This is a genomic window from Isosphaeraceae bacterium EP7 (genome assembly GCA_038400315.1).
Classification (GTDB): domain Bacteria; phylum Planctomycetota; class Planctomycetia; order Isosphaerales; family Isosphaeraceae; genus EP7.
The window spans coordinates 4,081,523-4,107,197 of the sequence record CP151667.1; the positions used below are offsets into that span (position 1 = coordinate 4,081,523).

Here is a 25,675-nt window from a genome sequence, read left to right on the forward strand (position 1 = left end):
TGAACGATTGAAGGGGAGCCGGACATCTTCGCGCGAGTTTCGCACGTCCAACGTGAATCCCCTTGTCCGGCGCCGGGCCGGTGAAATCGTCGGAGTCGTCGGCATGTATGAACGCTTCACCGATCGTGCCCGCAAGGTGATGCAACTGGCCAATCAGGAGGCCCAGCGCTTCAACCACGAGTACGTCGGCACGGAACACGTCCTGCTCGGGCTGGTGAAGGAGGGCAGCGGCGTCGCCGCCAATGTCCTGAAGAACCTCGACGTTGACCTGAGGAAGATCCGCGTCGAGGTCGAGAAGATCGTCCAGTCCGGCCCCGACATGGTCACGATGGGCAAGCTGCCCCAGACCCCTCGGGCCAAGAAGGTCATCGAATACGCGATCGAAGAAGCCCGCAATCTGAATCACAATTACGTGGGCACCGAACACCTCCTGCTCGGCTTATTGCGCGAGCAAGAGGGGGTCGCCGCCCAGGTATTGATGAACCTCAACTTGAAGCTTGAAGAAGTCCGTGAGGAGGTGCTCAACTTGCTCGGTCACGGGATGGACGCAGGCGGTGGTGGCGAAGGTGAACGCGCCGCCGCGAAAGGTGGGAAGTCCAAGACTCCGGCCTTGGACTCATTCGGCCGCGACCTGACCGAACTGGCTCGGCAAGCCAAGCTTGACCCGGTCATCGGCCGCGCCAACGAAATCGAGCGAGTGGTTCAAATCCTCTCGCGCCGCCAGAAGAACAACCCGGTGCTCCTGGGCGAGGCGGGCGTGGGCAAGACGGCCATCGTCGAGGGGCTCGCGCAGCTCATCGTCGACGGCAACGTGCCCGAGCTGCTTCGCGACAGGCGGATCGTGGTGCTCGACCTGGCGATGATGGTCGCCGGTACCAAGTACCGCGGCCAGTTCGAAGAGCGCATCAAGGCCGTGATGAACGAGGTGCGCCGGGCCAAGAACACGATCCTGTTCATCGATGAGCTGCACACGCTCGTCGGTGCAGGCGGCGCCGAGGGGGCCATCGACGCCTCCAACGTGCTGAAGCCGGCCCTGGCCCGCGGCGAAGTCCAGTGCATCGGCGCCACTACCCTCGACGAGTACCGCAAGTACATCGAGAAGGACGGTGCGCTCGAACGCCGGTTCCAGACCATCGTGGTCGAGCCCCCCAGCAAGTCCGAGGCCCTGGAGATTCTCCGAGGCCTGCGCGACCGCTATGAGTCTCACCACCGGGTCCAGATCACCGACGAGGCCCTGGAAGCCGCCATCGAGCTCTCCGACCGCTACATCACCGGCCGATGCCTGCCGGACAAGGCCATCGACGTCATCGACGAGGCGGGCGCACGCGTCCGCTTGAAGGCGATGACCAGGCCCCCGGACCTGAAAGAGCTGGACGAGCAGATCGAGCGCCTTAACCACGACAAGGAAGAGGCCGTCGCCAACCAGGACTTCGAGCGGGCCGCATCGCTCAGGGACCAGGCCGACAAGCTCAAGAAGAAGAAAGAGACCATCAACCGCGAGTGGCGCGAGCGCTCCAAAGAGGTTGACGGCACCGTCGACGAGGAAGTCGTCGCCGAGGTCGTCAGCAAGATGACCGGCATCCCGCTGACGAGGCTGGAGGCCGAGGAGACCGCCCGTCTCCTCAAGATGGAAGAGGAACTCCAGACCAAGGTCATCTCGCAGACCGAGGCGATCAAGCGCATCAGCAAGGCCGTGCGCCGGAGCCGGGCGGGGATCAAGAACCCCAAGCGCCCGATCGGCTGCTTCATCTTCGCCGGGCCGACCGGCGTGGGTAAGACGCACCTGGCCAAGAGCCTCGCCGAGTTCATGTTCGGCGATGCCGATGCCCTGATCCAGATCGACATGTCCGAGTACATGGAGAAGCACAACGTCTCGAGGCTGATCGGAGCCCCTCCGGGCTACGTCGGCTACGAGGAGGGCGGCCAGCTCACGGAGAAGATCCGCCGGCGGCCCTACGCGGTGGTCCTGCTCGACGAGATCGAGAAGGCCCATCCCGACGTCTACAATATGCTCCTCCAGATCATGGAAGAGGGCCGGCTGACCGACAGCTTCGGCCGCACCGTCGACTTCAAGAACACGATCATCATCATGACCACCAACGCGGGGGCCGAGGCGACCTCGACCTCGAACATCTTCGGCTTCGATCGCGGACGCGACAGCGCCGCGTCGTACGAGGAGATGAAGACCCGCCTGATGGCCTCGATCGAGAAGTACTTCCGTCCCGAGTTCCTCAACCGGCTCGACGACGTGATCGTGTTCCACAGCCTGACCCGAGAGAACCTCAAGAAGATCGTCGACATCGAGCTGTCCAAGGTCCGCGGCCGCCTCCGCGATCGTGGCCTGGAGCTGGTGCTCAGCGACGGTGCCAAAGAGTTCCTCATCGACAAGGGCTTCAACGCCGATTACGGTGCCCGGCCGCTTCGCAGGTCGATTGAGAACTACATCGAAGACCCGCTCTCCGAGGAGATCCTCAAGGGGACCTTCAAGGGGAAAGATACCATCAACGCCCGCGTCGAGGGAGAAGGGGAGGACCGCGTCCTCGCCTTCGACCCCTCGAACAAGGCCGAGGCCGAGCTGGCCGAGGCCGCGAGCACCTCGGGCCCCGCGCCCGAGGCGACCCCTTCCTGACTTCGAGACGGGGCGTGACGACCTTCCCGGCTCGGTTCGACCGATCTGAAACACCGACGCGCCGCGGGCCACCTGGTCCCGCGGCGCGTCGTGTTCGTTCAGATCCCGGCTTCCCTGAATTGGATCGTCGATCGCCGGGGGATTGTTGTTGAACAATGCTCCCGTCCGATCTATCCTGGTGGGGTCACGGAGTTTCCTCGTGATCGGCTCAGAGGATGACGCATGATCCGAGTTCTTGGCGGTCGGAAGCAGCTCTGCGATGGCCTGACCCGGCGGGACCTGCTGCACGCGGGTGGCCTGAGCCTCTTCGGGATGGGCTTGACCGACGCCAACATCTCGGCGCTCCAGGCCGCCTCGGCCGCCGCCGCCCCCGGCGAGACACTGCCCGGCTTCGGCAAGGCCAAGGCCTGCATCCTCCTGTTCCTGTATGGCTCACCCAGCCAGCTCGAGACCTTCGACCCCAAGCCGGCCGCCCCTTCGGGGATTCGCGGCGAGTGGGGCTCGATCCCGTCGAACGTCCCCGGCATGGACGTCTGCGAGATGCTGCCGAAGATGTCTCGGGTGATGGACCGGGCCACCGTCATCCGGTCGATGACCCACCCACACCCGCTGCACGGCGTCGCCTTCGCCACCTCGGGCATCCCGCGCATCCTCGGGCCCGAGGAGCTGAACCCACGCGACACGTCGCACTGGCCCTTCATGGGCTCGGTCGTCGAGTACGCCGATCGCATGAAGGCCGCCCATGGCGCGGCCGACGTCCCGGGCAACCTGGTCCTGCCGTTCGCCTTCAGCAGCCAGCGCATCGGCGAGGTCGCCCGCGCGGGCCCCTACGCCGGGTTCCTCGGCGGCGCCTATGACCCGATCTCCGTCGACTTCGATGGCAAGGCGACCAAGAACGCCAAGAAGACGCTGCGCGACATGACCTGGGACCAGCCCGAGCCCTATCGCGGGATCACCCCCGAGAGCCGGTTCCGAGTCGGCCCCCCCATGGGCAGCAATCCCGGTGTTGACCTGACCTTCGATCGGCTCGATCGCCGCCGCTCCCTGCTCGACCAGTTCGAACGAGCCAGGGCCAATGCCCCCGACGACGACTCGGGCATCGAGAGACATCGCTCGATGGCCTATTCGATGCTCGGCTCGCCCAGGCTCCGCCAGGCGTTCGACCTCGATCGTGAGTCGGCCGACACCCGCGAGATGTACGGGATGACCCTGTTCGGCCAGGCGACTCTCACCGCCCGCAGGCTGGTCGAGGCCGGCGGCCGGTTCATCACCGTCTTCTGGGATGAGTATGGCCTGGCCGGGACCGGTTGGGACACCCACTGGGACCACTACAACCGGATGCGCGACGAGCTGCTCCCCGGGCTCGACCAGACCCTCTCGGCGCTGCTGCTGGACCTGGACCGGCGGGGGATGCTCGACGAGACCCTGGTCCTCTGCCTCAGCGAGCACGGCCGGACTCCGCAGATCACCACGGGGCAGGGGGGAGGCCGCGACCACTGGTCGCGCTGCTACTCCACGCTGCTCGCCGGAGGCGGGATTGCTCGGGGCCGCGTGGTCGGCCGCTCGGACAAAGTCGCCGGCGACCCGGTCGACCATCCCGTCTCTCCCAAGGATATCCTGGCGACGACCTATCACCTGCTCGGGGTCGCCCCCGACACGATGCTCGCCGACCGCCAGGGGCGGCCGATGCCGCTGACCCAGGACGCCAAGGTCATCGCCGAGGCGCTCGCCTGAGCCGCCGAAGCGCAACGAGGGCCCGCCCGACGTGGTCGAAGAACCTTACATCGACGCCCATTCCCACATCTGGACGCCCGACACGGCGCATTATCCCCTGGCCGAAGGCTACGCCAAGGCCGACATGCAGCCGCCGTCGTTCACGTCCGAGGAACTCCTCAAGACGTGCCGCCCCTCGCGCGTGGGTCGGGTCAACCTGATCCAGATGAGCTACTACGGGTTTGACAACTCGTACATGCTCGACATGATCCGGCTCTACCCCGACCGATTCGTGGGGACCGCGATCGTCGACCCATTCGGCGCAGATCCCGCGCATGCTATGCGCGAACTCGCCACGAAAGGTGTGCGAGCCTTCCGGATCCAGTCGGTCGGTTCTTATGTCCGCACCGGCGCGTCGGCGGCGGAGTACGCCAAATTCCCGCCTGCTCGCTGGCTCGGCCATCCTGGATACGATCGGATGTTCGCCGAGGCCGCGAAAAGTGGCCTGGTCCTGAGCTGCCTGGTCGGCCCCGACGCCTTCCCCGAGATCGACCGGATGGCCGCCATCCACCCGGACGCTCCCATCATTCTCGACCACCTGGGCCGGATCGGTGTCGACGGCACAATCCGCGACCGGGACGTCGACGCGATGCTGGCGCTGGCCAGGTACAAACGGACTTACGTCAAGCTCGGGGCCTTCTATGCACTGGGCAAGAAGACCCCTCCTTATCTCGATCTGGGCCCGCTGATCCGCCGCGTGGTCGCCGCCTTCGGCCCGGAACGCTGCATGTGGGAGAGCGATTGCCCGTTCCAGGTCGTCGACCAACCTTACGACGCGAGCATCGCGTTGATTCGCGACCGGTTGGACTTCCTCGATGCCGAGGCCAAAGCCTGGCTGCTCGGCCGGACCGCCGAGGCGTTGCTATTCAAGCCGCGTCGTGGCTAAGACTGGCCGACCGTCGTAGGCGAGCTGCATCAATGATGGAGCGAGGCCCCGGCCCGATGCTCGTCCGTCGCATCGGCCGGGGGCGTGTTCGGTGAGACCCTGGAGAGCTTGGGCCGGTTATTAGAGGCAGCCCGCCGATTCGAGGAACTGAAGATAGCGGGGGTCTTCGAATTCGAAGAGGCTTTCGTCGCCATCGAAGGCCGCGCGAAGATGCTCGAGTGCGTGCTTGGCATCGCCCGTATCCAGGGAGTTCTGACCAATCCTCAGGTGGAGGTAGGGATGGCCTTCACCGGCGGTCATGCCCCAAAGCGCGACCTCGTAGGCCTCGACGGCCACGGCGTGCGCCTCGAGTGCCCAGTGGGCATCGCCCAGCGAGGTGAGGATGCATCGCTCCAGCTTGCCCGAGGCGCGGGGGTTCTCGATGCAGTCCAGCGCCCGCTGGTAGCAAATGATGGACCGTTCGTAGTTCTCGGCGCAGGCACGGCGAATTCCCTGCCGATAAAGAGTAATCGCCGCAGCGTTGAGGCTCACTTTATGCTCGGGCATTGTCGTAGTCCTCAATCGTCCTCGAAGTCGTCCGAAATGATTCGTCGAGATCGCCGCGGCCGAATCCTGACCATCCCTGATCATGCCCGAGGCGAAGCCCTTTCTTAAGGATGGGAGAGTTCATCGCCTGTGGAGGTTCTCTCAATCGGGTTCGATCGATTCGATCGCATCCGGTTGAAGGTTTGGTCCCGAGTCGATGGCTCCCTAACCATAGAAAGGAAAACCGGAGTCGAAACCGGACAGAATTGTGGACCAATTCCTGAAAAAGTTTTTTCAGGGGGGCAAACTTTTGTGGGTCCAAGGCCGTCGCGCTCGATGCGAATGGAGTTCGGTTGCTTGACCGTTCGGACGTCTTCGGATTAAGATCCGAAAGGCTTCTTCAAGCGATCATCTTCAAAGATCGCCCGCGACGACTCGGGCCGGGTTGGACCATCGATGAAAGACGAGACTCAGACTCCGGCACGGCACCTGTACGAACATGACCAGCCGACGGTCGTCCATCATCCTGAAGAGGACATGACGATCCTGGGGCGCTGGCTGTATCGAGGCCTGGAGAAGGGCCCGATCTTCTGGCTCTTCCTGGTCGGCTCGGTCCTGGCATTCGTCGCGGTGGTGGGCTTCGGCAATTTCCTGACGACGAGCCAGACCGGCGACGTCAAGGCCTGGGATGAGCTTGCGGCCGCCAAGACGCCCGAGGAGAGGATCGAGATCGCCAAGCTTCACGCCGGCTCTGCGGCGGCCGAGTGGGGGCTGCTCCAGGCCGCCAACGATCTCTACCTCCAGGGCTTCGGCGACCTGCCCAACAACCGGGATGCGGCACTCCCCCGGCTGCGCAAGGCGCTCGACCTCTACCAGCAGGTGGCCAAGGAAACGCCGATCACCAAGCCCGCGGCCCGCATCGCCGCCCTGGGAGTCGCACGCACGCTGGAGGCTCGCAACGAGCTTGCCGAGGCGATCAACCAGTACAAGGCGGTCGTCTCCAAGTTCCCCGACACTCTGGAAGCCGACCAGGCCGCTGATGTCCTGAAGGATTTGCAGCGTCCCGACGCGGCCGATTTCTACAAGCAGTTCTACGCTTACAAGGCGCCCCAGGTCACGCTCCCGCCCGGCGGAGATGCCACCCTCGGGCTACCGCTAAATCACCCGGCCCTCGACGGCCCGACGACCCTGGGCCCTGCGCTCGGCGGCGGCTCGGCCCTCGACTCGCTGCTCTCGCCCGGCGTCAGCCTGCCCAGCACGGCCCCTCCCGCGTCGGCATTGCCGGAGCCCCCTCCGGCCACCACGACCCCGGACGCCAAGCCGGCCGACCCGTCCCCGACGCCCGCCGCGACTCCGGCCCCGGACTCCAAACCGGCGACTCCGGCGGCGTTGCCGGCCGACCCGTTCGCGCCCGCTCCCAAGCTCTGAACTGACAGACCAGTGATTGACCGGCCTGCCTCGGGCGGTCCTCGATCCATCGACCGCGATGCCGGCAGTCCGCCGCATCGCGGTTTCCCGTTTCCTGGCCCCTTAGTTTGATCGGTCGCTCCATGGCCTCCCGCGAGTTGTCGGACACCCCCGAGGAGTTCGTCGTCAAGCCGAGGATGGGGGGCAAGCGGATCGATGCCTACCTGGCCAGCCGGTTCAACGACTTCTCCCGCAGCGTGATCCAGAAGATCATCGAGGCGGGTGCCGTTGAACTGAACGGCCTGCCGGCCAAGGCCTCGGCCAAGGTCCGTGCCGGCGACGTCATCCGCGCCTGGCTGCCCGAGATGAACGAGGCGTCGCACGCCCCCGAGGATATCCCCATCGGCGTCATCTACGAGGATGACGTGATGACCGTCGTCGACAAGCCGCCCGGGCTCGTCACGCATCCGGCCAAGGGCAACTGGAGCGGCACTCTCGTCAACGCGCTCCAGTTCCACTTCGATACCCTGTCGACGGTGGCCGGCGAGAATCGCCCAGGCATCGTCCACCGCCTCGACCGCGACACCTCGGGCCTGCTCATCGTGGCTAAAGAAGACCAGGCGCATCGCAACCTCTCGATGCAATTCGAACAGCGGTTGGTGCGCAAAGAGTACCTGGCCATTGTGAACGGCGTGCCCGACCGCGATCGAGACTACGTCGAGCGGATGATCGGCCCGCACCCGGCCATCCGCGAGAAGATGGCGATCCGTACGCCCGAAGACGGCGGAAAGCCGGCGTCGACCTTCTATGAGGTGGCCGAGCGGTTCCGCGGCTACGCGCTGGTGCGTTGCAAGCCGACGACGGGTCGGACTCACCAGATCCGGGTCCACCTGACGCACATCGGCCACCCGATCATCGCCGACAAGGCGTATTCGGGTCGCGCCCGCCTTACGCTGGGCGACCTGACAGGCGACGACTCGGCCGAGGGGGAGGCGGTCCTGATGGGCCGCCAGGCCCTGCATGCACATACGCTCCAATTCGCCCATCCCAAGACAGGCGCGTCGATGAACCTGACGAGCCAGATCCCGTCGGACATGGCTCAGACGCTCGAAGCACTCCGACGCTTCAGGCCGGTGGTGCCGACTCGCTGACGCGCGGGTGCCCTCAGAACGTCGAGAGCGCGTCGTCCTCGGTCTGATAGATCGGGATCAACTCGCCCAGGCGGATGATGTCGGCGCCGACGCGGACCATGGGGTCCATCGCGAAAACCTTCAGCGTGCCGCCGGCCGCGGTAACCCGGCGGGCCAGGTTGGCCAGCATGCCGAAGGCCGTGCTCGACATGTACTTGACAGGTCCGAGGTCGACCGCGATCCGACCCTGCCCGGAATCGAGGAGTGCCTTCAGCTGGACGCCCAGCTCGGTGGCCACGCTCGGCTCGGTGATCTCGCGGAGGAGGGGTCGCACCACCGCGACGTCGCCCACCAGGGACCATTCGTACAAGGCCTTCTGCGTCTGGAACATCGGACGAACTCCCTCGTTTGTCCCGGGCGGCGTTTGCCCGCATCACGCCCCGTCGGGCGATATCCCCCAATCATAGAACCAACCGGCGGCACGGCGATGCGAAATCCGCCGCAAAGATCTGAATCAAGGGGACTCCGGTGGCTCGGGCACGTCTGGAATGTCTAACTCCTTGATCCGCCGGTACAGCCTCGGTCGCGAGATGCCCAGTAAGTCGGCCGCCTTCGACTTGTTCTGCCGGGCCCGCGCGAGTGCCTGCTCGATCAGGCGGCGTTCGACCCGCATCAGGAGTTCATCGAGCGGCTCGATCCTCGCGGCCGGGGCGGGGGGCATGTAAGGGGAGCCGAGATGGCCTCGGATCGAGGCCGGGAGATCTAGGGCCCCGACGAGATCGCCATCTCCCCGGCCGTGTGCCGACTCGACCACGCGGCCCAGCTCGCGCAAGTTGCCCGGCCAGTCATAGCCGACCAGCGCATCGAGCGCCGCACGGCTGAAACCGTCGCGCTGGCGGTCCCCCTGCTGGTTCGCCCGCTCCAGGAAGTGCTGGGCCAGCATCGGGATCTCGTCGACGCGTTCGCGGAGCGGCGGGAGCCTCAGGACGAGGCCCGTGATGGCGTAAAAAAGCTCGGGCAGAAGCCCGCCGGCGCTCAGTGCCTTGTCGGGGTCTCCACGGGTCGTCGCAATCAGGCGGCCTCGGCCGGTGGCCGCGCGGGCGAGATCGGCCTGGAGGTCGGTCGGAAGGTCGAGCACGTCGCCGACGACGACGGTCGATCCGGGCACGATCACCGACCTGGGGCGGGGCCCTTCTCTCGCGTGTTCGAGGCCGACGAGGCCCATGAACTCGCGGCCGAGGACGTCGTGAGGCAGGGCCTGGCAGTCGAACGGGACCATCGGCGCCTGACGCCCCGCCCCCTGCGAGTGGATCGCCCAGGCGACGGCACGCTTGCCGGTCCCCGTCTCGCCGACGATGAGCGCGGGGACTGTCGTCGCGGCGGCGGTCGAGACCTGGTCGAGCAGCCTCCGGTGGGCGTGCCCCACGCCGATCAGCGCCTCGGGGGCCTGCCTCGCCTGCAACCGTTCTCTGGCATGCATCAACTCGACCCGGAGGCGACTGGTCTCGCTCTCGGCGGCCAGAGGGAAGGCCTCGGGCTCGCGGACCAGGCCCAGGATGCCGGCGACTCCCCCGTCGTCGCCGCGGAGGGGCCAGAACTCGATCCGCCTCCAGTGACGCTCGCCGTCGGCGGCCACGATGAGGGTCAGGGTGCTGCTGGGCTGCCCCTGGATCGCTTCCGGCGGGGGGCAGAAGCTCCCCCCGAGACCCAGCAGGTCGCCCGGCCTGGTCGGCCCCATGGCCCGGCAGAGGAGTCCTTGAACCTGGTCGGCGTCGTAGCCGGTCAAGGCCTCCCAGGCCCGGTTGACGTAGAGCAGTCGGCGGTCGGAATTGAGGGCGAAGAGGGGGCCCGTGCTCTGCTGCCAGAGCGCATCGAGACGAGCCGCCAGCGCGCGGGAAGACGCCATGATGTCGATCGGGTAAGGTGGTCGAGCGTGGTCGCGGAGGGCGGCCACGCGGAGAGGATCGGCCTTCGCCGCGGTCGCCTCAAGATGGCCTGCGCCAGGCGCCTAAGCAAGGGGTGAGGGGATGATCCGCGAGACCGATCTGGCAGGTCCCTGGGCCGTGGCGATCGACGGCGGGACCACCAACACGCGTGCCAGGCTCTTCCGGGGCAGTTCCCTGGTCGCCACGGCAAGCCAGCCCGTCGGGGCACGCGACTCGGTCTTCACAGGCGGGGTTGGATCGCTGGCCGCCGCGGTGGGCCTGGCCATCCGCGACGTGCTCGGGCAAGGCGGGATCGACCCGACGGCCGGGCCGAGGCCCCCGGTCGTCGCGGCCGGGATGCTCACCGCGGACATTGGCCTGTTTGCCGTCCCCCACGTGCCGGCCTCCGCGGGACTGGACGAGTTGGCCGCGGCCTCGGTGAGCCGGACCCTGCCCGACGTCTATCCGGACCCGATCCTGTTCATCCCGGGGGTCCGGACCCCGGCCGGCTCGGGGGAAGGCGGCTGGATGCTTGCCGATTTGATGCGCGGCGAGGAATGCGAGACCCTGGGCGCCCTGCTCGCCGAGCCGCTCGCGCCCTTGCCCACGGCGTTCCTCTGGCCCGGCTCGCACACGAAGCTGGTCGAGGTCGACGCCAAGGGGCGGATCGCCCGCAGCCACACGACGATGGCCGGAGAGATGCTCGAGGCCCTCTCCAGGCACACGATCCTCGCGGCCAGCCTGCCCGGGAGCCTGCCCGACGAGCCCGACCCCGACGCCTTGCGGCTGGGGTCGCGTACCGTGGCCGAGGTTGGCCTGGGGCGTGCGGCGTTCCTCGTTCGGATCGCCGCCGTGACGGGCGCCCTCGACGTCGCGCAACGATCCGCGTTCTGGCTGGGGGCGTTGCTGGGCCAGGATGCTGGCCACCTCGCCGCCCATCCGATCGCCGCGGAGGCACCCACACTGCTCGTCGGGGGCCGTCAACCGCTGCGCCGCTGGTACGCCGAGCTGCTCGACGGCCTGCTCCCGGGCCGCGTCAGGACCCTCGACGATCGCGTCACGCGAGATGCGTCGGCCCTCGCGGCGCTGGAGATCGCCCGCCGTCATCGCGGCGGGCTCTGATCGCGGCGGCATCGCCGTCAGCCGCCGTTGAAGCGGCTCCAGGACCAGACCACCTGGCCGATGATCGTGCGCGGGGGGATGTGGTCGAGCGGCAGCGGATAGATGGGATAGTCGGGCTTCTGCTGGTTGGGGCGGAACATGACGTGCCGGCCGCTGACGTCGAGCCAGCGCACCATCGACTCGCCGTCGATGACCGCGGCCACCATGCGGCCTTTCAGGGCGAGGGGATCGGTGACCGTCCGATCGATGGCGACGACCGAGCCGCTGGGCAAGATCGGGTGCATCGCGTCGTCAGGCAGGCGGACGCAGAAGGTCTCGCGGGGGTTGGGCAGCCACTGGCGATAGGCCAGCACATGCCCTTCGATGAGGGAGGGGTCGAAGGCCCCCTCGGCCATCCGTTGGATCGGGTAGAGCCCGACGGCGACGAAGTCGGACATCGCCTCGCCCGGCAGGTCGTCGGCGGCGACCAGCACCAGGTCATTTGGCTTGGCCTGCTCGAGCTTCTCGAGCCCCTTGCGGATCAGCTCCACCGGCGTGAGGTCGGAGAGGACCTGGTCCTCGACGCCGGAGTGGAACTTCGCCCCCTCGCCGCTGAGCAGCCAGAGCGGGTTGGTCGATGTCTGCTCGATGAACCCGAGCAGCACCTCGGCCGGGACGGTCACGCCGGTCTCGTAGTTGTACCAGGTCCGCGCGGGGAGGTTGAGGCGTCGAGCCAGCTCCGGGCCCCCATGCTCGCCGAACATTTCCTGGCGGATCTCGCGCAGTCTACGCGAGATTGACGCCTTGACGTTAATGCGAATCTTGGGAGTCTTTTTGCGAGCCACGTCATGTCCCCGCCTGCGGGATTCCCAGCGGACTTCCGGATCGTCGCCGGAAATCATTCGAGCGGAGTGAGATTGGGTGCGCAAGTGATATGCTGGATGATGCCCGCTGTCAAGGGAAAAGCCTGATCTTGCCGACTTTCTATAGCTCAGAGGCTCCGCAAAGCCCCGGAGACGGGCATTTGACGCATATCGATCCCACGAAGATGACCCGCCGCTCAGAAGATTCCCAGCTGGTCTCGGGCGTCGTCGGTCATCCGCTCCGGGGTCCAGGGCGGGTTCATCACCAGCTTGACGTTGGCCTTGGTCACCCCGTCCACCTTCTCGATCGCGCCGACGGCGTCGCGGATGAGCTGGGGGCCGGCGGGGCAGGCGGGCGACGTCAGGGTCATCTCGACGTCGACTTCGGTCTCGCGTGTCTGGATCGTGTAGATCAGGCCGAGGTCGACGATGTTGACGTGCAACTCGGGGTCGATGACATTCTTGAGCGCCACGACGATCGTGTCCTGATCGGGCATGGTTGGATGCTCCCTGGAGGGGGTTTAGTCGTTGAGGGTGACGTAGATGGAGCCGTCGCGGACGACGACGTCGTGGGGAGGGACCGCCTCGAAGGCGGGGAAGCCGACCGCACGGCCGGTCCGGACGTCGAATTTCGCCCCGTGCCTCGGGCACTCGATGACGCACCCTTCCAGGCGACCTTCCGCGAGCGGGCCGCCGTCGTGGGTGCAGACGTCGTCGAGCGCGTAGACGGTCCCGTCGACGGAGAAGAGGGCGATCGAGCGTCCTTCGACCTCGACGACGAGCTTGCCGTCGGCGGGAATGTCGGACAGTGAGGCGACTCGCGTGCTGGCGGGCATAGGTCCGTCCGATTTGGGGCCTGGTCGGTGGATCCGGTCAGGCGGAGGGCTCGCTGGCACGGCCGATGGCGGCCCGGGTGACTTCGGCCTTGAGGCGTCCGAGCACCCCGTGCAGCCCGCGGACCCTGAGCATGCCCAGGATCTCCGGCAGGCCGATGCGCTCGATCAGGTCGTTGGGGATCGACAGCACGTCCTCGATGGTGGCCTCTTTCAGCCCCTCGACGAGGATGGCCACAAATCCACGCACCGTGGGGGCCTCGATGGGCGCATCGGCGTGGAATTCGATCCGATCGCCGTGCAACTCGACGAAGAGGTAGACAGGCGACTGGCATTCCTCGACGCGATGCGCTGCGTCTTTCATGTGGTCGAGCTTGGCGGGCAGCGGCGGCAGGTTCCGCGCGAAGTCGATGAGCAGCTCGATCCGCTCCTGGCGGTCGGCGCCGCCCAGTTCCGACACGATCTCGTCGAGTGCTGCGGCGGACACGGGACCTCCTGGTGGCGGAGCCTACTCGGGCCGACCGGCGGGGCGTGCACTGTGGCTCCCCGCCGGTTCAGGCCGGTTCCTAGCGAGCAAACCAAGCGGGGCTCAGGCCCCCTTGACGATTGGCACCCGGACGAGGTTGCCCCACTCGGTCCACGAGCCGTCGTAGTTGCGCACGGTCGGGTAGCCCAGCAGGTAGGTCAGGACGAACCAGGTCAGGCTCGACCGCTCGCCGATCCGGCAGTAGGCCACCACATTATCGGTGGGCTTCAGGCCGGCCTCGGACTCAAAGATGACCTTCAACTCGTCGGCCGTCTTGAACGTCCCGTCCTCATTGACGGCCAGCGACCAGGGGACGCTCTTGGCGCCCGGGATGTGGCCGCCGCGGAGGGCGCCCTCTTCCGGGTAGTTCTCCATGTGCGTCCGCTCGCCGGTGAACTCTTTGGTGCTGCGCACGTCGATCAGCGGCAGGCCCGCCTTCTGGTGAGCGAGCACGTCGTCGCGGAAGCAGCGGATCGACGCCTCGGCGGCGGCCGCGGGGTCGACCGTGTACGTCACCTTGGGATAGCTGGGAACTTCGACGGTCAGCTCACGCTTCTGGTCGGTCCAGAGCTTGCGGCCGCCGTTCATGATCCGGCAGTCCTTGTGGCCGAACAGCTTGAAGGCCCAGAAGGCGTAGCAGGCCCACCAGTTCGACTTGTCGCCATAGAAAACGACAGTCGTGTCGTTGGAGATCCCCGAGCGCTCGCAGATCTCGGCGAACTTGGCGGCGTCGATATAGTCTCGAAGGATCTGGTGCTGAAGGTCCCCCTGCCAGTCGACCTTCACCGCGCCCGGGATGTGACCCATCTCGTACAGCAGGATGTCCTCGTCGCTCTCGACGATCCGGACCTTGGGGTCATTCCTGTGCTGCTCGACCCAGTCGGCGGAGACGAGGACTTCGGGGTGGACATAGGCAGCGGCCATGGGCGGAGACTCTCCGGGGGCTTCCGTGGGATGGGGCGAGGGGCAACGTTCCGGGGCCGACTCGACTCGTCTCGTCGAGGAGTCGGGCCCGGGGTCAGCCCCCCGCCCGTCGAGGGATCAGGATTGATGTCAGAGGTTGAGCTTGGTGGCGACGGCCTGGCGCAGGGTTTCCTGCACGGGCTCCATCTCGACCCGGTCGTAGACCTTGGCGAAGAAGCCTTCGACGATCAGGCGGACGGCCGTCTCGCGTTCGATGCCGCGTGCCTGGGCGTAGAAGACCATCTCTTCGTCGACCCGCCCGGCGGTGGCGCCGTGGGTGCAGCGGACGTCGTTGGCCTCGATCTCCAGGCCGGGGATCGAGTCGGCACGCGCGGTGTCGGCCAGCAGAAGGCTGTCGTTCTTCTGGTAGGCGTCGGTCTTCTGGGCGGCCTTCTCGACCCGGATCATGCCCTTCCAGACGATCCGCGACTTGTCCTTGAGCCCGCCTTTATAAAGCAGGTCGCTGGTCGTGCGCGGGGCCTGGTGGTCCTGGCGGGTGAAGTAGGAGAGGTGCTGGCGTCCCGATGTGAAGAGGATACCGTTGACCTGGGCATCGGCCTTCTCGCCAGCCAGGGCGACTTCCTGGTTGACCTTGGAGAGCCTCGAGCCGAGCCCGCCGACGGTCCATTGCAGCTTCGCCTCGGCGCCCACGTAGGCACGCTCTCGGCTGAAGTGCCAGGTGGCCTGGTCCCAGTTCTGGATGTTGACGAACCGGAGCTTCGAGCCCGCGGCCAGGTGCAGCGCGACGCCGCCGTTGTGGAATCCGGGGGCCTCGGCCCGGCCGATGCCGGTCGTCTCGCGGACGAGGGTCGCCTCGGCACCTTCCTCGAGCACGACGAGCGTGTGGTCGAGGTCGACGTTGCCCTCGGCGCCCAGGCCGACGAGCGAGTAGAGCGGGACGTCGACCTTCACGCCTTTGGGGACGTAGAGCATGACGCCGCCGGTGCGGAAGGCGGCGTGCATCATCGAGAAGGCATCGCCGCCGACCACGGCCGGGTCGCTGGCCAGGTACTTCTCGAGGATCTGCGGGTACTCGGCCGCGGCCGTGGCCAGGTCGAGCAGGATGGCGCCGCCGAGCTTGCTCGTGTCGGCTGTGCGAGTGACCCGGCCGTTGACCTGCTGGATACCGGTGGCGCAGTACGACGCGAGGGTCGCGTGCGCGGCCTCCATCGCGGCGATCGCGTCGACGCTGGGATCGATCGTCGGCGGGCCGAAGTTGTCGAGCTTCAGGGCGCGGATGTCGGTGCGCCGCCACTCGTCGTCGCGGGTGGTGGGCAGGGGGGTGGACTTGAAGGCCTGGAAGGCCGCTCGGCGGCGGTCGACGAGCCAGCGGGGCTCATCCCTGGACGCGAGCGAGGCTTCGAAGGCCGCCTCGCTGAACCCGCCGATGGCGGCGGCGGCGGGAGTGGACGCGGTGACGCTGCTCATCGTGGATGTCGTCTCGTTCTGGGCGGTCCGGGGTCGGACGACGGCCCGGCCGATCGTCCCCCCGTCTGCATGCGTTCCGGGTCAATCGTGGCCGACTGCGACAATTCCAGGTCGGCAAAGCTGCGACCGACGGCGTGGGCGGGGCCGGCCCGGGTTGCCCCGGGCCGGCCCGTGCGAGATCGTTGGCATTCCGGTCGTCAGCCGACCGAGCCTTCCATCTGCAGCTCGATGAGCTTGTTCATCTCGACGGCGTATTCCATCGGCAGCTCCTTGACCAGGGGCTCGATGAAACCGCTGACGATCATCGTGGCGGCCTCGGCCTCGGACAGGCCGCGGCTCATCAGGTAGAAGAGCTGCTCCTCGCCGATCTTCGAGACGCTGGCCTCGTGGCCGATCTTGACGTCATCCTCGTCGATCTCGATGTACGGATAGGTATCCGAACGGCTCTGGTCGTCGAGGATGAGGGCGTCGCAGACGACGTTGGACTTGGAGCCCTTGGCACCGTCGGCCACCTTCAGGAGGCCGCGATAGGTGGCCCGGCCGCCGTTCTTGCTGATGCTCTTGGAGATGATCCGCGAGCTGGTGTAAGGCGCGGCGTGCACGACCTTGGCGCCGGCGTCCTGATGCTGGCCCTTGCCGGCGAACGCGATCGAGAGGATCTCGCCGCGGGCCCCCTTGCCCATCATGTAGACGGCGGGGTACTTCATGGTCAGGCGGCTGCCCAGGTTGCCGTCGACCCACTCCATCAGGGCATCCTCGTAGGCGACCGCGCGCTTGGTCACGAGGTTGTAGATGTTGCTCGCCCAGTTCTGGATGGTCGTGTACCGGCAGCGGGCACCCTTCTTGACGACGACCTCGACCACCGCGGAGTGGAGGCTCTCGGTGGTGTAGACCGGGGCGGTACACCCTTCGACGTAGTGGACCTGGGCGCCTTCCTCGACGATGATCAGGGTCCGCTCGAACTGGCCCATATTCTCGGCATTGATCCGGAAATAGGCCTGAAGCGGGATGTCGACCTTCACGCCGGCGGGGATGTAGACGAACGATCCGCCCGACCAGACCGCCGTGTTCAGGGCGGCGAACTTGTTGTCCTGGTAGGGGATGATCGTGCCGAAGTACTGGCGGACCAGGTCCTCGTACTCGCGGAGGGCAGTGTCGGTGTCGACGAAGATCACGCCCTTGGCGGAGAGGTCTTCGCGGAGGCTGTGGTAGACCACCTCCGAGTCATACTGGGCGCCCACGCCGGCCAGGAACTTGCGTTCGGCGTCGGGGATGCCCAGCTTGTCGAACGTGTTCTTGATGTCGGCCGGCACGTCGTCCCAGGACTTGCCCTGGCGGTCGGCGGCCTTCATGTAGTAGCGGATGTCGTTGTAGTTGAGGTCGCAGAGCTCGCCGCCCCAGGTCGGCGTGGGCTTCTGCCAGAAGGCCTCGAGCGCCTTCAGGCGGATGTCTCGCATCCACTTGGGCTCGCTCTTCATCTCGGAGATCTGCTCGACGATCTCGCGGTTGAGGCCCTTGCCGCTCTTGAACGAGTAGTTGGCTTCCGAGTCGTGGAAGCCGTACTTGTACTCGTCCTTGATGCCCTGGACCTGGGTGTTCAGGTCGGTCGCCATCGTTATATCCTCCCCTGAGGGGTGGTCGGTCGATCGTGTGGGGTCGGGTCGGGGCGGTGGATCGAGGGCATGGGCCGCCCGCCGATTTTTGTCGGCGGGGGCGAGCGGGTGGGCGATCAGAGGGTGGCGGCCGGCTTGGGCGCGGCCTGCTCCAGATCTTCCTCGTCGCGTGCGGCCTCGGGGTATTTCTCGCGGATCCAGCCGTAGCCCTCGCGCTCGAGCTGGTCGACCAGCTCGGGCCCGCCGTCCTCGACGATCTTGCCGCCGAAGAGGATGTGCACGAACCCGGGCTTGATGTAGTCCAGGATGCGCTGGTAGTGGGTGATGACCAGGATGCCGGTGTCGTACTTGGCGGCGACCCGGTTGACCCCTTCGCTGACCGTGCGGACGGCGTCGATGTCGAGGCCGCTGTCGGTCTCGTCGAGGATGGCGAAGGCGGGCCTGAGCATTGAGAGCTGGAGGACCTCGGCTCGCTTCTTCTCGCCGCCGGAGAACCCCTCGTTGAGGTAGCGGCGGGCGAACTCCTGGTCCATGCCCAGCTCGTCCATCTCGGAGCGGATCTCCTTGCGGAAGTCCCTCATCGAGATCAGCTCGTGCCCTTCCTTGCGGTCGGGGTTGCGGACGTTGCTGACGGCGTGGCGGAGGAAGTTGGCCACGGTGACGCCCGGGATCGACGTCGGGTACTGGAAGGCGAGGAACAGGCCGGCCTTGGCACGCTCGTCGGCCTCCATCGCCAGCAGGTCGACCCCGTCCAGGGTGGCCGTGCCGCCGGTCACTTCATAGTTGGGGTGGCCCGCCAGGGCGTAGCTCAGCGTGCTCTTGCCGGAGCCGTTCGGGCCCATCAGCGCGTGCACCTCGCCCTGCTTGATGGTCAGGTCGACCCCCTTGAGGATCTCCTTGCCGTCGATGGCGACCCGCAACCCCTCGATCTTCAGCACCTTGCTCATCGGTCTCCGCCCCGTGGGAAGCTGGTCATCTGTCGTCGTTCTGTCTGGCCGGAAGCCAGGCGTCGTCCGTTGGGTTCGATTTGATTTGTTGGACCGGTTGTCACTCGGTCCGGGCGACGACGGCCTTGGGCTCGAAGTCGCAGCAGCGGTCGCCGTCCAGGCGGCACTGGCTCAGCCTGAGGGCCTGGCCCACCACCTTCTCGAACATCTTGCGCTCCATGGCGCAGATGCCCCGGTCCAGCTCGGCCAGCGCGTGATAGGGGCACGAGTGCTGCCGCAAGGTCGGCCCCAGGCTGTCGGCCTTGTTCAGGATCTCGGCCTCGATCCCCCGGTCGCCCAGCATCGCCCCGAGCTGCACCAGTCGCCCCTGCCAGTCGCCGCCGTCGAGCTGGGCCCGATAGAGGTCGGCCAGGCGATCGGTGACCCGGCCGAAGAGCAAGCGACGCAGCTTGCGGTCGTCGACCGCCTGCATCATCTCTTCCCAGAGGGCCAGGGCCAGGTCGGCATAATTCTGCCCGAGCCGCCGCTGGGCCTCGGCGCTGGCCCGATAGGTGTGCCTCGGGCGGCCCCTGCCGCCGGGCTCGGACTGGCGTTCGATCAGGCCCGAGTCGGTCAGCCGCGTCAGCCTCACCCGCACCGCGTTCGCCGTCACGCCCAGGCGTTCGGCGAGCTCGGCAACGGTCAATGACCCTTCACGCCGGAGCAGGTCGAGTAACGGTCGGTCCGTCGTGTCGGTCGAGTTTCGAGGACCTGCGCCGCTGTTCATGCCCCGATTGTAAGGAGGACTTGCCCCAGCGTCCACCACCCTGGGTCATTTTTCGCAAGAATCGTTGGGTTAAATCCAGCCCCATGACACCGATGACCTTACGATCCGTCTCCCGGCCAGATTGTGGGACTGAGTCTTAGTCTCAACTGGTCATTGGGGGCCCCACTCGGTCAAGACTTTGTAATACCATCGTTTCACGGACGAACCCATTAGCGACTCGACGATGAAGCCCACGTCCGGGCGTGGGCCGCGGGCCATGCAAGCCGGAAACCTTACTTCGATGGACGCCATCGCCATCCGGGGTGTGTCCAAGTCCTTCGGCCAGACCGCGGCCGTCGACGACCTCTCGCTGACGGTCCCTCGTGGGTCGCTCTATGGCTTTATCGGGCCCAACGGCTCGGGCAAGACGACCACGCTGCGCATGATCATGCGCATCCTGATGCCGGACCGCGGCGAGGTCGAGGTCCTGGGCGAGACATCCAGCCGATCCGCCCGCGACCGGGTGGCCTACCTTCCCGAGGAGCGCGGGCTCTACAAGAAGATGGCTGTCGGCCGCCTGATTCGCTATTACGCACGCCTCAAGGGATTGCACGGGCCGGAACTGGACCTGGGCGTCAATACCTGGCTCGAGCGGATGGGGCTGGCGGACTGGGCCGACAAGAAGGTTGACGCCCTGTCCAAAGGGATGGCCCAGAAGGTCCAGTTCATCGCCGCGGTGGTCGCCAAGCCCGACGTCCTGATCCTCGACGAGCCGTTCTCGGGGCTCGACCCGGTCAACGCCGAGGTGCTCAAGGACGCGATCCTCGACCTGAAGCGGCAGGGCACCACCATCGTCTTCTCCACCCACGACATGAGCGTGGCCGAGCAGCTCTGCGACCGGATCTTCATGATCTTCAAGGGGAAGAAGGTGCTCGACGGCTCCCTCGACGAGATCCAGGAGCTCTACGGCTACGACACCCTCAAGGTGAGGACCGCCGCGGGCGCCTCGGTGCTCGACGAGATCGACCTCATCGACGGCTACAACGACCAGGGGAACTACCAGGAGGTGCGCACCGAGGCCGACCCGCAGGCGGTCCTTGCCGCCCTGATCGCCCGGACGCAGGTGTTGCACTTCGAGATCGCCCGCCCTTCGCTCCGCGACATCTTCGTCCGGATCGCCAACCCCGAGCCGGAAGGAGCCGAGATCCATGCGTAAGATCTTCGTCGTGGCATCCACCGAGTTCGCCAACGCGGTCAGGACCAAGGCGTTCGTGATCGGGGTCTTGATGCTGCCGCTCATCATGGTCGGCTCGATCCTGGTCCAGAAGCTGGCCAATGACCAGGTCGACACCAAGCCCAAGCCATTCGCCATCCTCGACGGCACCGGGAAGCTGGCCCCCGGGATCGTCGAGATGGCCAGGCTTCGCAATGACATGCTCGACCCGGCGCAATCGGGCAAGGCCCAGGGCAAGTCGGCCGGCCAGGTCCGAGGGGCCCGGTTCGAGCCGACGATCGTCGCGGTCGACAATGCGACGCTGGACGCGAAGCGGTTGGAGCTTTCCGACCAGATCCGCGACGGCAAGCTCTTCGCCTTCGTCGAGATCCCGGCCGGGGTGATCGATCCCGCGTCCGACGAGAAGATGATCTATCACTCGAACGAGCCGAGCGCCAACGACCTCTCCAACTGGTTGCAGGCGACGGTCGGCGCCCAGGTCCAGGGGCTCCGATTCTCCGACGCCAAGCTCGACCCCACGCTCGTCGCCCGGATCAACCGGCCGATCCCCCTGGACCAGAGAGGCCTGGTTCAGCGCGGGGCGGACGGGGGGGTGGGTCAGGCGGCCCAGGTGGACAAGATCCGCCTGATCGCGGCGCCGGCGGCGCTCATGTTCCTGCTCTTCATGGTCGTCATGTCGAGCGCCCCGCAGATGCTCAACAGCGTCCTGGAAGAGAAGATGAGCCGGATCAGCGAGGTCCTGCTCGGCTCGGTCACGCCGTTCGAGTTGATGATGGGCAAGCTGATCGGCGGGGCAGGGGTCTCGCTGGTGCTGGCCGCACTCTATGTCGGCGGCGGTTACGGCGTGGCCTGGTATTACGGCTACTCCGACGCCATCAGCCCGGGGCTCTTCGCCTCATTCGTGCTCTTCATGGTGATGGCCGTCGTCCTCTACGGCTCGCTCTATCTCGCCGTGGGAGCCTCGTGCAGCGAGCTGAAGGACGCGCAAACCCTGATGATGCCCGTGATGCTGGTCTCGATGTTCCCCATCTTCGTCTGGACGGCCATCTTGCAGGCTCCCTCCAGCACCTTCTCGGTCGTCACGTCGATGATCCCGTTCGCCACCCCATACTTGATGCTCCTGCGCATGGGGCTACAGCCGACCCCGCCGGCCTGGCAGGTGGGAGTTTCGATCGTGCTGACCCTGGCCACGACGGTCGGTTGCGTCTGGGCGGCGGGGAAAATCTTCAGGACCGGCCTGCTCATGCACGGCAAGGCGCCGAGCTTGCTCGAGATGGCCCGCTGGGTTACCGCCCGCTGAGCCATTCAACGACGCAGGCCCGCCTTTGGGGGCGGGCCTGACACCGACATCGGCAAAACTTCGGGGCGGGGCCTTACAGGCCCTTGCCGCCGAGGTGCTTGTGCTTCATGGGGTTACGCCCCTTTTTCTTCACCCGACGCCCCTTGGCGATGGGGGAGCTGTCCGCCTTGCGCTTCCACTTGCCGCCCTTACGATGCTTCGTCTTGACCTTCATCGCTGACTGATCTCCCGTCCGGTCGACTGCCTGCTCAGACCGGTCAGCCGACCGGCGAAGTCCACATTCTGTCCACAACGCCCCGCCAACGCAACCCGAACCGGGCGGTGCACCGGGGAAGGAACGGGACAGGCTGGACGATCTCCGGAACGCCTTGGCTCTTTTTTACAATTGCAGGCTCTTGGAATACGCACTTGTCGACGTGTAAGATGGGCCCCGATCCATCGAAGCTTCAATGTCATACCGCCTTGTGAACTCGATCATCGAAGGAGCGAAGGCATCATGAATGGCCGGAACCTTGCTTCGCTAGCCCTGCTCGCCGGTCTGATGGTTGCCCCGAACGTCGTCCGGGCCGACTCCACCTTCTCGCTATCGCTCACCACGGGCAGCGACAATAAGCTGGACCTGGGGTTATTCTCGGGCGGTTCGATCCTGAATTTCTCATTCTCGGGCCACGGCGACCTCATCGACCCGAATATCCAGGTCAACGCCGACGGCTCACTGTTCTCCCCGGCCTCGTCCAACCTGGCGTTTGCGAATGAGGGCGCGGCTTACTCGACCCTCGCGGGCGGAGACGGCATCAACCACTTCGTCGGCGGCGGCCTCAATTTCGACTCGACCGGCAGCGGCTTTGGCTTCGCCGGGAAGATGACGACCGACACGACGGATCCTCTGGCGATCCGCCATGGCGCGGTCGTCGGCACGTTCAGCGCCACCCCCGGCCGGGACGATTGGTTCCTCATCGGACTTGGGAGCGTTGTCGTCATCCCCGATGGGGGCGCCCACCTCTATTTGGCCGTCAATGAATCGATCAACTCCGACAATAATGGCGCCTACCTCGGTACCCTGACCGTGATCCCCGAGCCGTCCAGCATCGTGATGCTCGGGATTGGGATCTCCGGCGTCTTGCTCCGCATTTCGGGCCGCAAAGCCTCCCTCTCGAGGTTGACCTCCGCCTGACATGCGGGCGTCGTCCCACGCTGCCGAGGGAGCCTTCGCACATGGTGTCACATTGGATAACGCCTGATTAAGGCGGGTCGTCGCGAAGATCGCGGGCCTGGGTCGCCCTCGATCTTCGGTTCGGATTGACCGAACGTGCGGCGGCCTCTATCATCCCGGCAATCCGGAAAGGCGTCCGGAGACGGCCGGCCAAAGGCGATCGGCCCGCGTCATCAGCTCAGGGAGGAGCATCCGCGTGCGAGATCATAACAAGGCGTTCTGCCAGTTCGTCTCAGAGACGTTCAACTGCCCGGGCCCCGTCTACGAGTTCGGGGCCTATCAGGTCGAAGGGCAGGTCGACTACGCCGACCTCCGCTCGATGTTCGCGGGCAAAGAATACCTGGGCTGCGACATGCGCCCGGGGCCCGGCGTCGACCGCGTCGAGGACGTCACCGCGATCAACATGCCCGACGGCTGCGCCGGGACGGTGCTCTGCATCGAGACCTTCGAGCACGTCTTCGAGGTGCGCAGGGCGTTCGACGAGGTCTACCGGATCCTCAAGCCGGGCGGCGTTTTCATCATCACGTCCCCGCTGAACTTCAGGATCCACGCCTATCCCGACGACTACTGGCGGATGACGCCGACCTGCCTGCGACGCCTGATGTCGAACTATGGCGGGACGCTCTCGGGCTACCAGGGCTACCACAAGTTCCCGCACACGGTGATGGCCATGGGCGTGAAGTCGCCCGCCGCGGCCGACTTCGCCACCAAGGCGAGCACCGTCACGAACCACTACAAGTCGTGGCTCGCCCAGCAGGAATCCGGCCGCAGCCTCGGCCAGAAGCTGCGTCGTGGGTTCGGCAAGATCTACCGGTCGAAGTGGGAGCGGTACATCTCCGACGCCTACTACCAGTCCGACTTCACCATCGACGCCCCGCGCCCCCTGGCCCGCGTCGGTTGAGCGAAGTTGGCCGTTGTGTGCGCGTCTGAGGTCCCTGGACTCGTCCCGGTTGCGTTTGGAGATGATCATGAAGACGACCGATCGCCTGGTCATCCTCGGCCTCGACGGCGCAACTTGGACCGTCCTGGACCCGATGATCCAGAACGGGGTGATGCCAAACCTGGCCGCCCTGCTCGGACGCTCGGCCTACGGCACGCTCAGGTCGACGATTCCGCCCGTCACGTCGGCCGCCTGGACGACGATGATGACCGGCTGCGGGCCTGCGCAGCATGGGGTCTTCGACCACCGCTATTATGACGCCGCAGCCGGCCAGCTCCGGGTCAACCACTCGGGCCGGGTGAAGGTCCCCACCTTCTGGCACCTGCTCTCCGACGCGGGCCGGTCGGTCATCAGCCTGAACGTCCCGGTGACGTTCCCTCCCTTGAAGGTTAAAGGGGTGGTCGTCTCGGGCATGGACGCGCCGCACCTTGAGGCCGCGCTGTCAGGCTCGCCCGAGTTCGCCCAGCGGCTCGCCCGCGAGGTCCCCGGCTACGCGCTCAAGTTCTTCTGGAAGAAGCCCCCGCGCAACATCGACGAGATGAACGCCGCGGCCGATCCCACGATCGAGCTGTTCAAGGCACGCGCCGAAGGGGCCTGGTCGGCCGACCGCCACGTCCCCGACTGGTCGACCTTGATGGTCCAGTTCCAGAACCTCGACCCGTTCCAGCATCGCGCCTGGCGATACCTGAACGTCGACGAGACCGGGATCGACGACCCCGCGATGAACGCCGCCGCCCAGGGCGTGATGCGCGGGCTCGACGCCGCCATCGGCCGGGTCTGCGAACTGGCCGAGAAACGCGGCGCCACCGTCATGGTCGTCAGCGACCACGGCTTCGGCTCGTGCAAGGGGCGGGTCCACGTCAATCGCGTGCTGCTTGACGCCGGGATCGCTCGGCTACCGTCCAAATTTGGCACCCTGGCGATGGGTGCCGAGAAGATTCGCGGCCGGCTGGCCCTCTGGAACGCCAAGCGGGGCACGCCCGAGGCCCGGACGTCGTCCTTCGACCAGTCGGTCTCGGCGCAGTTCCCGTTCGACTGGAAGCGGACTCTCGCCTTCGCGCCCCACCAGGACACGGCGGCGATGATCTACCTGAACACCGCCTCGCGCAGTGCCGGGGCGCCGCTCCAGACCTTCAGGCAGATCGACGACGCACGACAGGCGACGATTGCCGCCCTGGCCGACGCCCGCCACCCGCAGACGGGGGAGCCCCTGTTCGCCCAGATCATCGACATGGCCTCGACCCACAACCTCGACCCGGCGCGCGAAGGCTACCCCGACATCATCGCCCTGCCCGACGTGGCCTACTGGGTCCGCACCAAGCTGGCGCCCGGCAAGAGCTGGGTCGAGGCCGACGATGCGCTCCCGGGCACGCATCGCCCCGAAGGGATCGTCGCCATCGCCGGGCCCGGGGTCACCCCCGGCCGGAATCTCAGGTCGGACCTGCGCGACATCGCCCCGACCGTCCTCCGCCTGTTCGACCTGCCCATCCCGGCGCACATCGAGGGGCGGCCGATCATCGAGGCCTGGGGCGAGTCGAACGATGCCCCGCCGGCCGCTCAGGCCCACCAGCCGATGCGTGAAGACCAGGCCCACGGCCTGGCCGGACCGCACCAGCCCGAGTTCGAGTACACCCCCGAAGAGCAGGCCATCATCGAGCAGCGCCTGGCCGACCTCGGCTACCTGGAATGAGCAG

General features: G+C 66.5%; 24 protein-coding genes. 11 read left to right on the plus strand and 13 right to left on the minus strand.

The features are described 5' to 3' along the window. The first annotated feature begins 103 nt into the window (after positions 1-103). The 3 genes from EP7_RS15790 (at position 104) to EP7_RS15800 (ending at position 5,288) form a co-directional block, all read left to right on the plus strand. Positions 104-2,629, plus strand: a complete 2,526-nt coding sequence (locus EP7_RS15790) for an ATP-dependent Clp protease ATP-binding subunit (RefSeq protein ID WP_463522345.1) — start codon at positions 104-106, stop codon at positions 2,627-2,629. 222 nt (positions 2,630-2,851) lie between these two features. Next, positions 2,852-4,363 carry a DUF1501 domain-containing protein gene (locus tag EP7_RS15795; protein ID WP_463522347.1) on the plus strand — a complete coding sequence of 504 codons (1,512 nt, stop codon included), beginning with the start codon at positions 2,852-2,854 and terminating at the stop codon, positions 4,361-4,363. A gap of 31 nt (positions 4,364-4,394) precedes the next feature. Next, the gene (locus EP7_RS15800; RefSeq protein ID WP_463522349.1) at positions 4,395-5,288 is read left to right on the plus strand and encodes an amidohydrolase family protein; all 894 of its coding nucleotides are present in this window, start codon (positions 4,395-4,397) and stop codon (positions 5,286-5,288) included. A gap of 120 nt (positions 5,289-5,408) precedes the next feature. Here the strand turns inward: EP7_RS15800 and EP7_RS15805 are convergent, their stop codons facing one another. Then, positions 5,409-5,834, minus strand: a complete 426-nt coding sequence (locus EP7_RS15805) for a hypothetical protein (RefSeq protein WP_463522351.1) — start codon at positions 5,832-5,834, stop codon at positions 5,409-5,411. A 435-nt stretch (positions 5,835-6,269) separates the two neighbouring features. On the opposite strand from EP7_RS15805, the gene EP7_RS15810 reads away from it, so the two are divergent. Together EP7_RS15810 and EP7_RS15815 are read left to right on the plus strand one after the other, a co-directional pair. Further along, positions 6,270-7,241 (plus strand): YfgM family protein, encoded by a 972-nt coding sequence (locus EP7_RS15810; protein ID WP_463522353.1) that lies wholly within the window; start codon positions 6,270-6,272, stop codon positions 7,239-7,241. 122 nt (positions 7,242-7,363) lie between these two features. Next, positions 7,364-8,371, plus strand: coding sequence for an RluA family pseudouridine synthase (locus EP7_RS15815; protein WP_463522355.1), 1,008 nt, complete (start codon positions 7,364-7,366; stop codon positions 8,369-8,371). 13 nt (positions 8,372-8,384) lie between these two features. Here EP7_RS15815 and EP7_RS15820 read toward each other — a convergent pair whose 3' ends face one another. Further along, entirely contained in the window at positions 8,385-8,741 is a 357-nt protein-coding gene (locus tag EP7_RS15820; RefSeq protein ID WP_463522357.1) for an STAS domain-containing protein, read from the minus strand. Between the two features lie 123 nt (positions 8,742-8,864). Beyond that, positions 8,865-10,256, minus strand: coding sequence for an AAA-type ATPase lid domain-containing protein (locus EP7_RS15825; RefSeq protein ID WP_463522359.1), 1,392 nt, complete (start codon positions 10,254-10,256; stop codon positions 8,865-8,867). A gap of 121 nt (positions 10,257-10,377) precedes the next feature. On the opposite strand from EP7_RS15825, the gene EP7_RS15830 reads away from it, so the two are divergent. Continuing rightward, positions 10,378-11,397, plus strand: coding sequence for a 2-dehydro-3-deoxygalactonokinase (locus tag EP7_RS15830; RefSeq protein WP_463522361.1), 1,020 nt, complete (start codon positions 10,378-10,380; stop codon positions 11,395-11,397). Positions 11,398-11,414: 17 nt separating this feature from the next. On the opposite strand, the gene EP7_RS15835 is transcribed toward EP7_RS15830, so the two are convergent. The 9 genes from EP7_RS15835 to EP7_RS15875 all read right to left on the minus strand — a co-directional run bounded on the left by EP7_RS15835 (position 11,415) and on the right by EP7_RS15875 (position 19,315). Continuing rightward, positions 11,415-12,221, minus strand: a complete 807-nt coding sequence (locus EP7_RS15835) for a S24 family peptidase (protein ID WP_463522363.1) — start codon at positions 12,219-12,221, stop codon at positions 11,415-11,417. 215 nt (positions 12,222-12,436) lie between these two features. Beyond that, entirely contained in the window at positions 12,437-12,736 is a 300-nt protein-coding gene (locus EP7_RS15840; protein WP_463522365.1) for a metal-sulfur cluster assembly factor, read from the minus strand. A gap of 24 nt (positions 12,737-12,760) precedes the next feature. Continuing rightward, positions 12,761-13,075: a non-heme iron oxygenase ferredoxin subunit gene (locus EP7_RS15845; protein WP_463522367.1), complete on the minus strand. Its 315-nt coding sequence runs from the start codon at positions 13,073-13,075 to the stop codon at positions 12,761-12,763. A gap of 37 nt (positions 13,076-13,112) precedes the next feature. Further along, complete coding sequence (locus tag EP7_RS15850; protein ID WP_463522369.1) at positions 13,113-13,559, minus strand: SufE family protein; 447 nt, start codon at positions 13,557-13,559, stop codon at positions 13,113-13,115. A gap of 102 nt (positions 13,560-13,661) precedes the next feature. Next, complete coding sequence (locus tag EP7_RS15855; RefSeq protein ID WP_463522371.1) at positions 13,662-14,522, minus strand: sulfurtransferase; 861 nt, start codon at positions 14,520-14,522, stop codon at positions 13,662-13,664. Positions 14,523-14,651: 129 nt separating this feature from the next. Beyond that, a complete protein-coding gene (sufD, locus tag EP7_RS15860; protein ID WP_463522373.1) occupies positions 14,652-15,989 on the minus strand; it encodes a Fe-S cluster assembly protein SufD in 1,338 nt (445 codons plus the stop codon). A gap of 197 nt (positions 15,990-16,186) precedes the next feature. Beyond that, complete coding sequence (gene sufB, locus EP7_RS15865; RefSeq protein WP_463522375.1) at positions 16,187-17,602, minus strand: Fe-S cluster assembly protein SufB; 1,416 nt, start codon at positions 17,600-17,602, stop codon at positions 16,187-16,189. A gap of 116 nt (positions 17,603-17,718) precedes the next feature. Continuing rightward, entirely contained in the window at positions 17,719-18,549 is an 831-nt protein-coding gene (gene sufC / locus EP7_RS15870; RefSeq protein WP_463522377.1) for a Fe-S cluster assembly ATPase SufC, read from the minus strand. Between the two features lie 100 nt (positions 18,550-18,649). Then, the gene (locus EP7_RS15875; RefSeq protein WP_463522379.1) at positions 18,650-19,315 is read right to left on the minus strand and encodes a helix-turn-helix transcriptional regulator; all 666 of its coding nucleotides are present in this window, start codon (positions 19,313-19,315) and stop codon (positions 18,650-18,652) included. 280 nt (positions 19,316-19,595) lie between these two features. Between EP7_RS15875 and EP7_RS15880 the strand changes: the two genes are divergently transcribed. Further along, on the plus strand, positions 19,596-20,510 hold the full coding sequence (locus tag EP7_RS15880; RefSeq protein WP_463522381.1) for an ABC transporter ATP-binding protein: 915 nt from the start codon (positions 19,596-19,598) through the stop codon (positions 20,508-20,510). Next, positions 20,503-21,828 (plus strand): ABC transporter permease, encoded by a 1,326-nt coding sequence (locus EP7_RS15885; RefSeq protein WP_463522383.1) that lies wholly within the window; start codon positions 20,503-20,505, stop codon positions 21,826-21,828. Before EP7_RS15880 ends, EP7_RS15885 begins: the two co-directional genes overlap by 8 nt. A gap of 73 nt (positions 21,829-21,901) precedes the next feature. On the opposite strand, the gene EP7_RS15890 is transcribed toward EP7_RS15885, so the two are convergent. Continuing rightward, positions 21,902-22,042 (minus strand): hypothetical protein, encoded by a 141-nt coding sequence (locus tag EP7_RS15890; protein WP_463522385.1) that lies wholly within the window; start codon positions 22,040-22,042, stop codon positions 21,902-21,904. 282 nt (positions 22,043-22,324) lie between these two features. Between EP7_RS15890 and EP7_RS15895 the strand changes: the two genes are divergently transcribed. The 3 genes from EP7_RS15895 (at position 22,325) to EP7_RS15905 (ending at position 25,671) form a co-directional block, all read left to right on the plus strand. Next, the gene (locus EP7_RS15895; RefSeq protein ID WP_463522387.1) at positions 22,325-23,002 is read left to right on the plus strand and encodes a PEP-CTERM sorting domain-containing protein; all 678 of its coding nucleotides are present in this window, start codon (positions 22,325-22,327) and stop codon (positions 23,000-23,002) included. Positions 23,003-23,237: 235 nt separating this feature from the next. Next, positions 23,238-23,942 (plus strand): methyltransferase domain-containing protein, encoded by a 705-nt coding sequence (locus EP7_RS15900; protein WP_463522389.1) that lies wholly within the window; start codon positions 23,238-23,240, stop codon positions 23,940-23,942. A 67-nt stretch (positions 23,943-24,009) separates the two neighbouring features. Further along, positions 24,010-25,671: an alkaline phosphatase family protein gene (locus EP7_RS15905; protein WP_463522391.1), complete on the plus strand. Its 1,662-nt coding sequence runs from the start codon at positions 24,010-24,012 to the stop codon at positions 25,669-25,671. Positions 25,672-25,675: the final 4 nt, after the last annotated feature.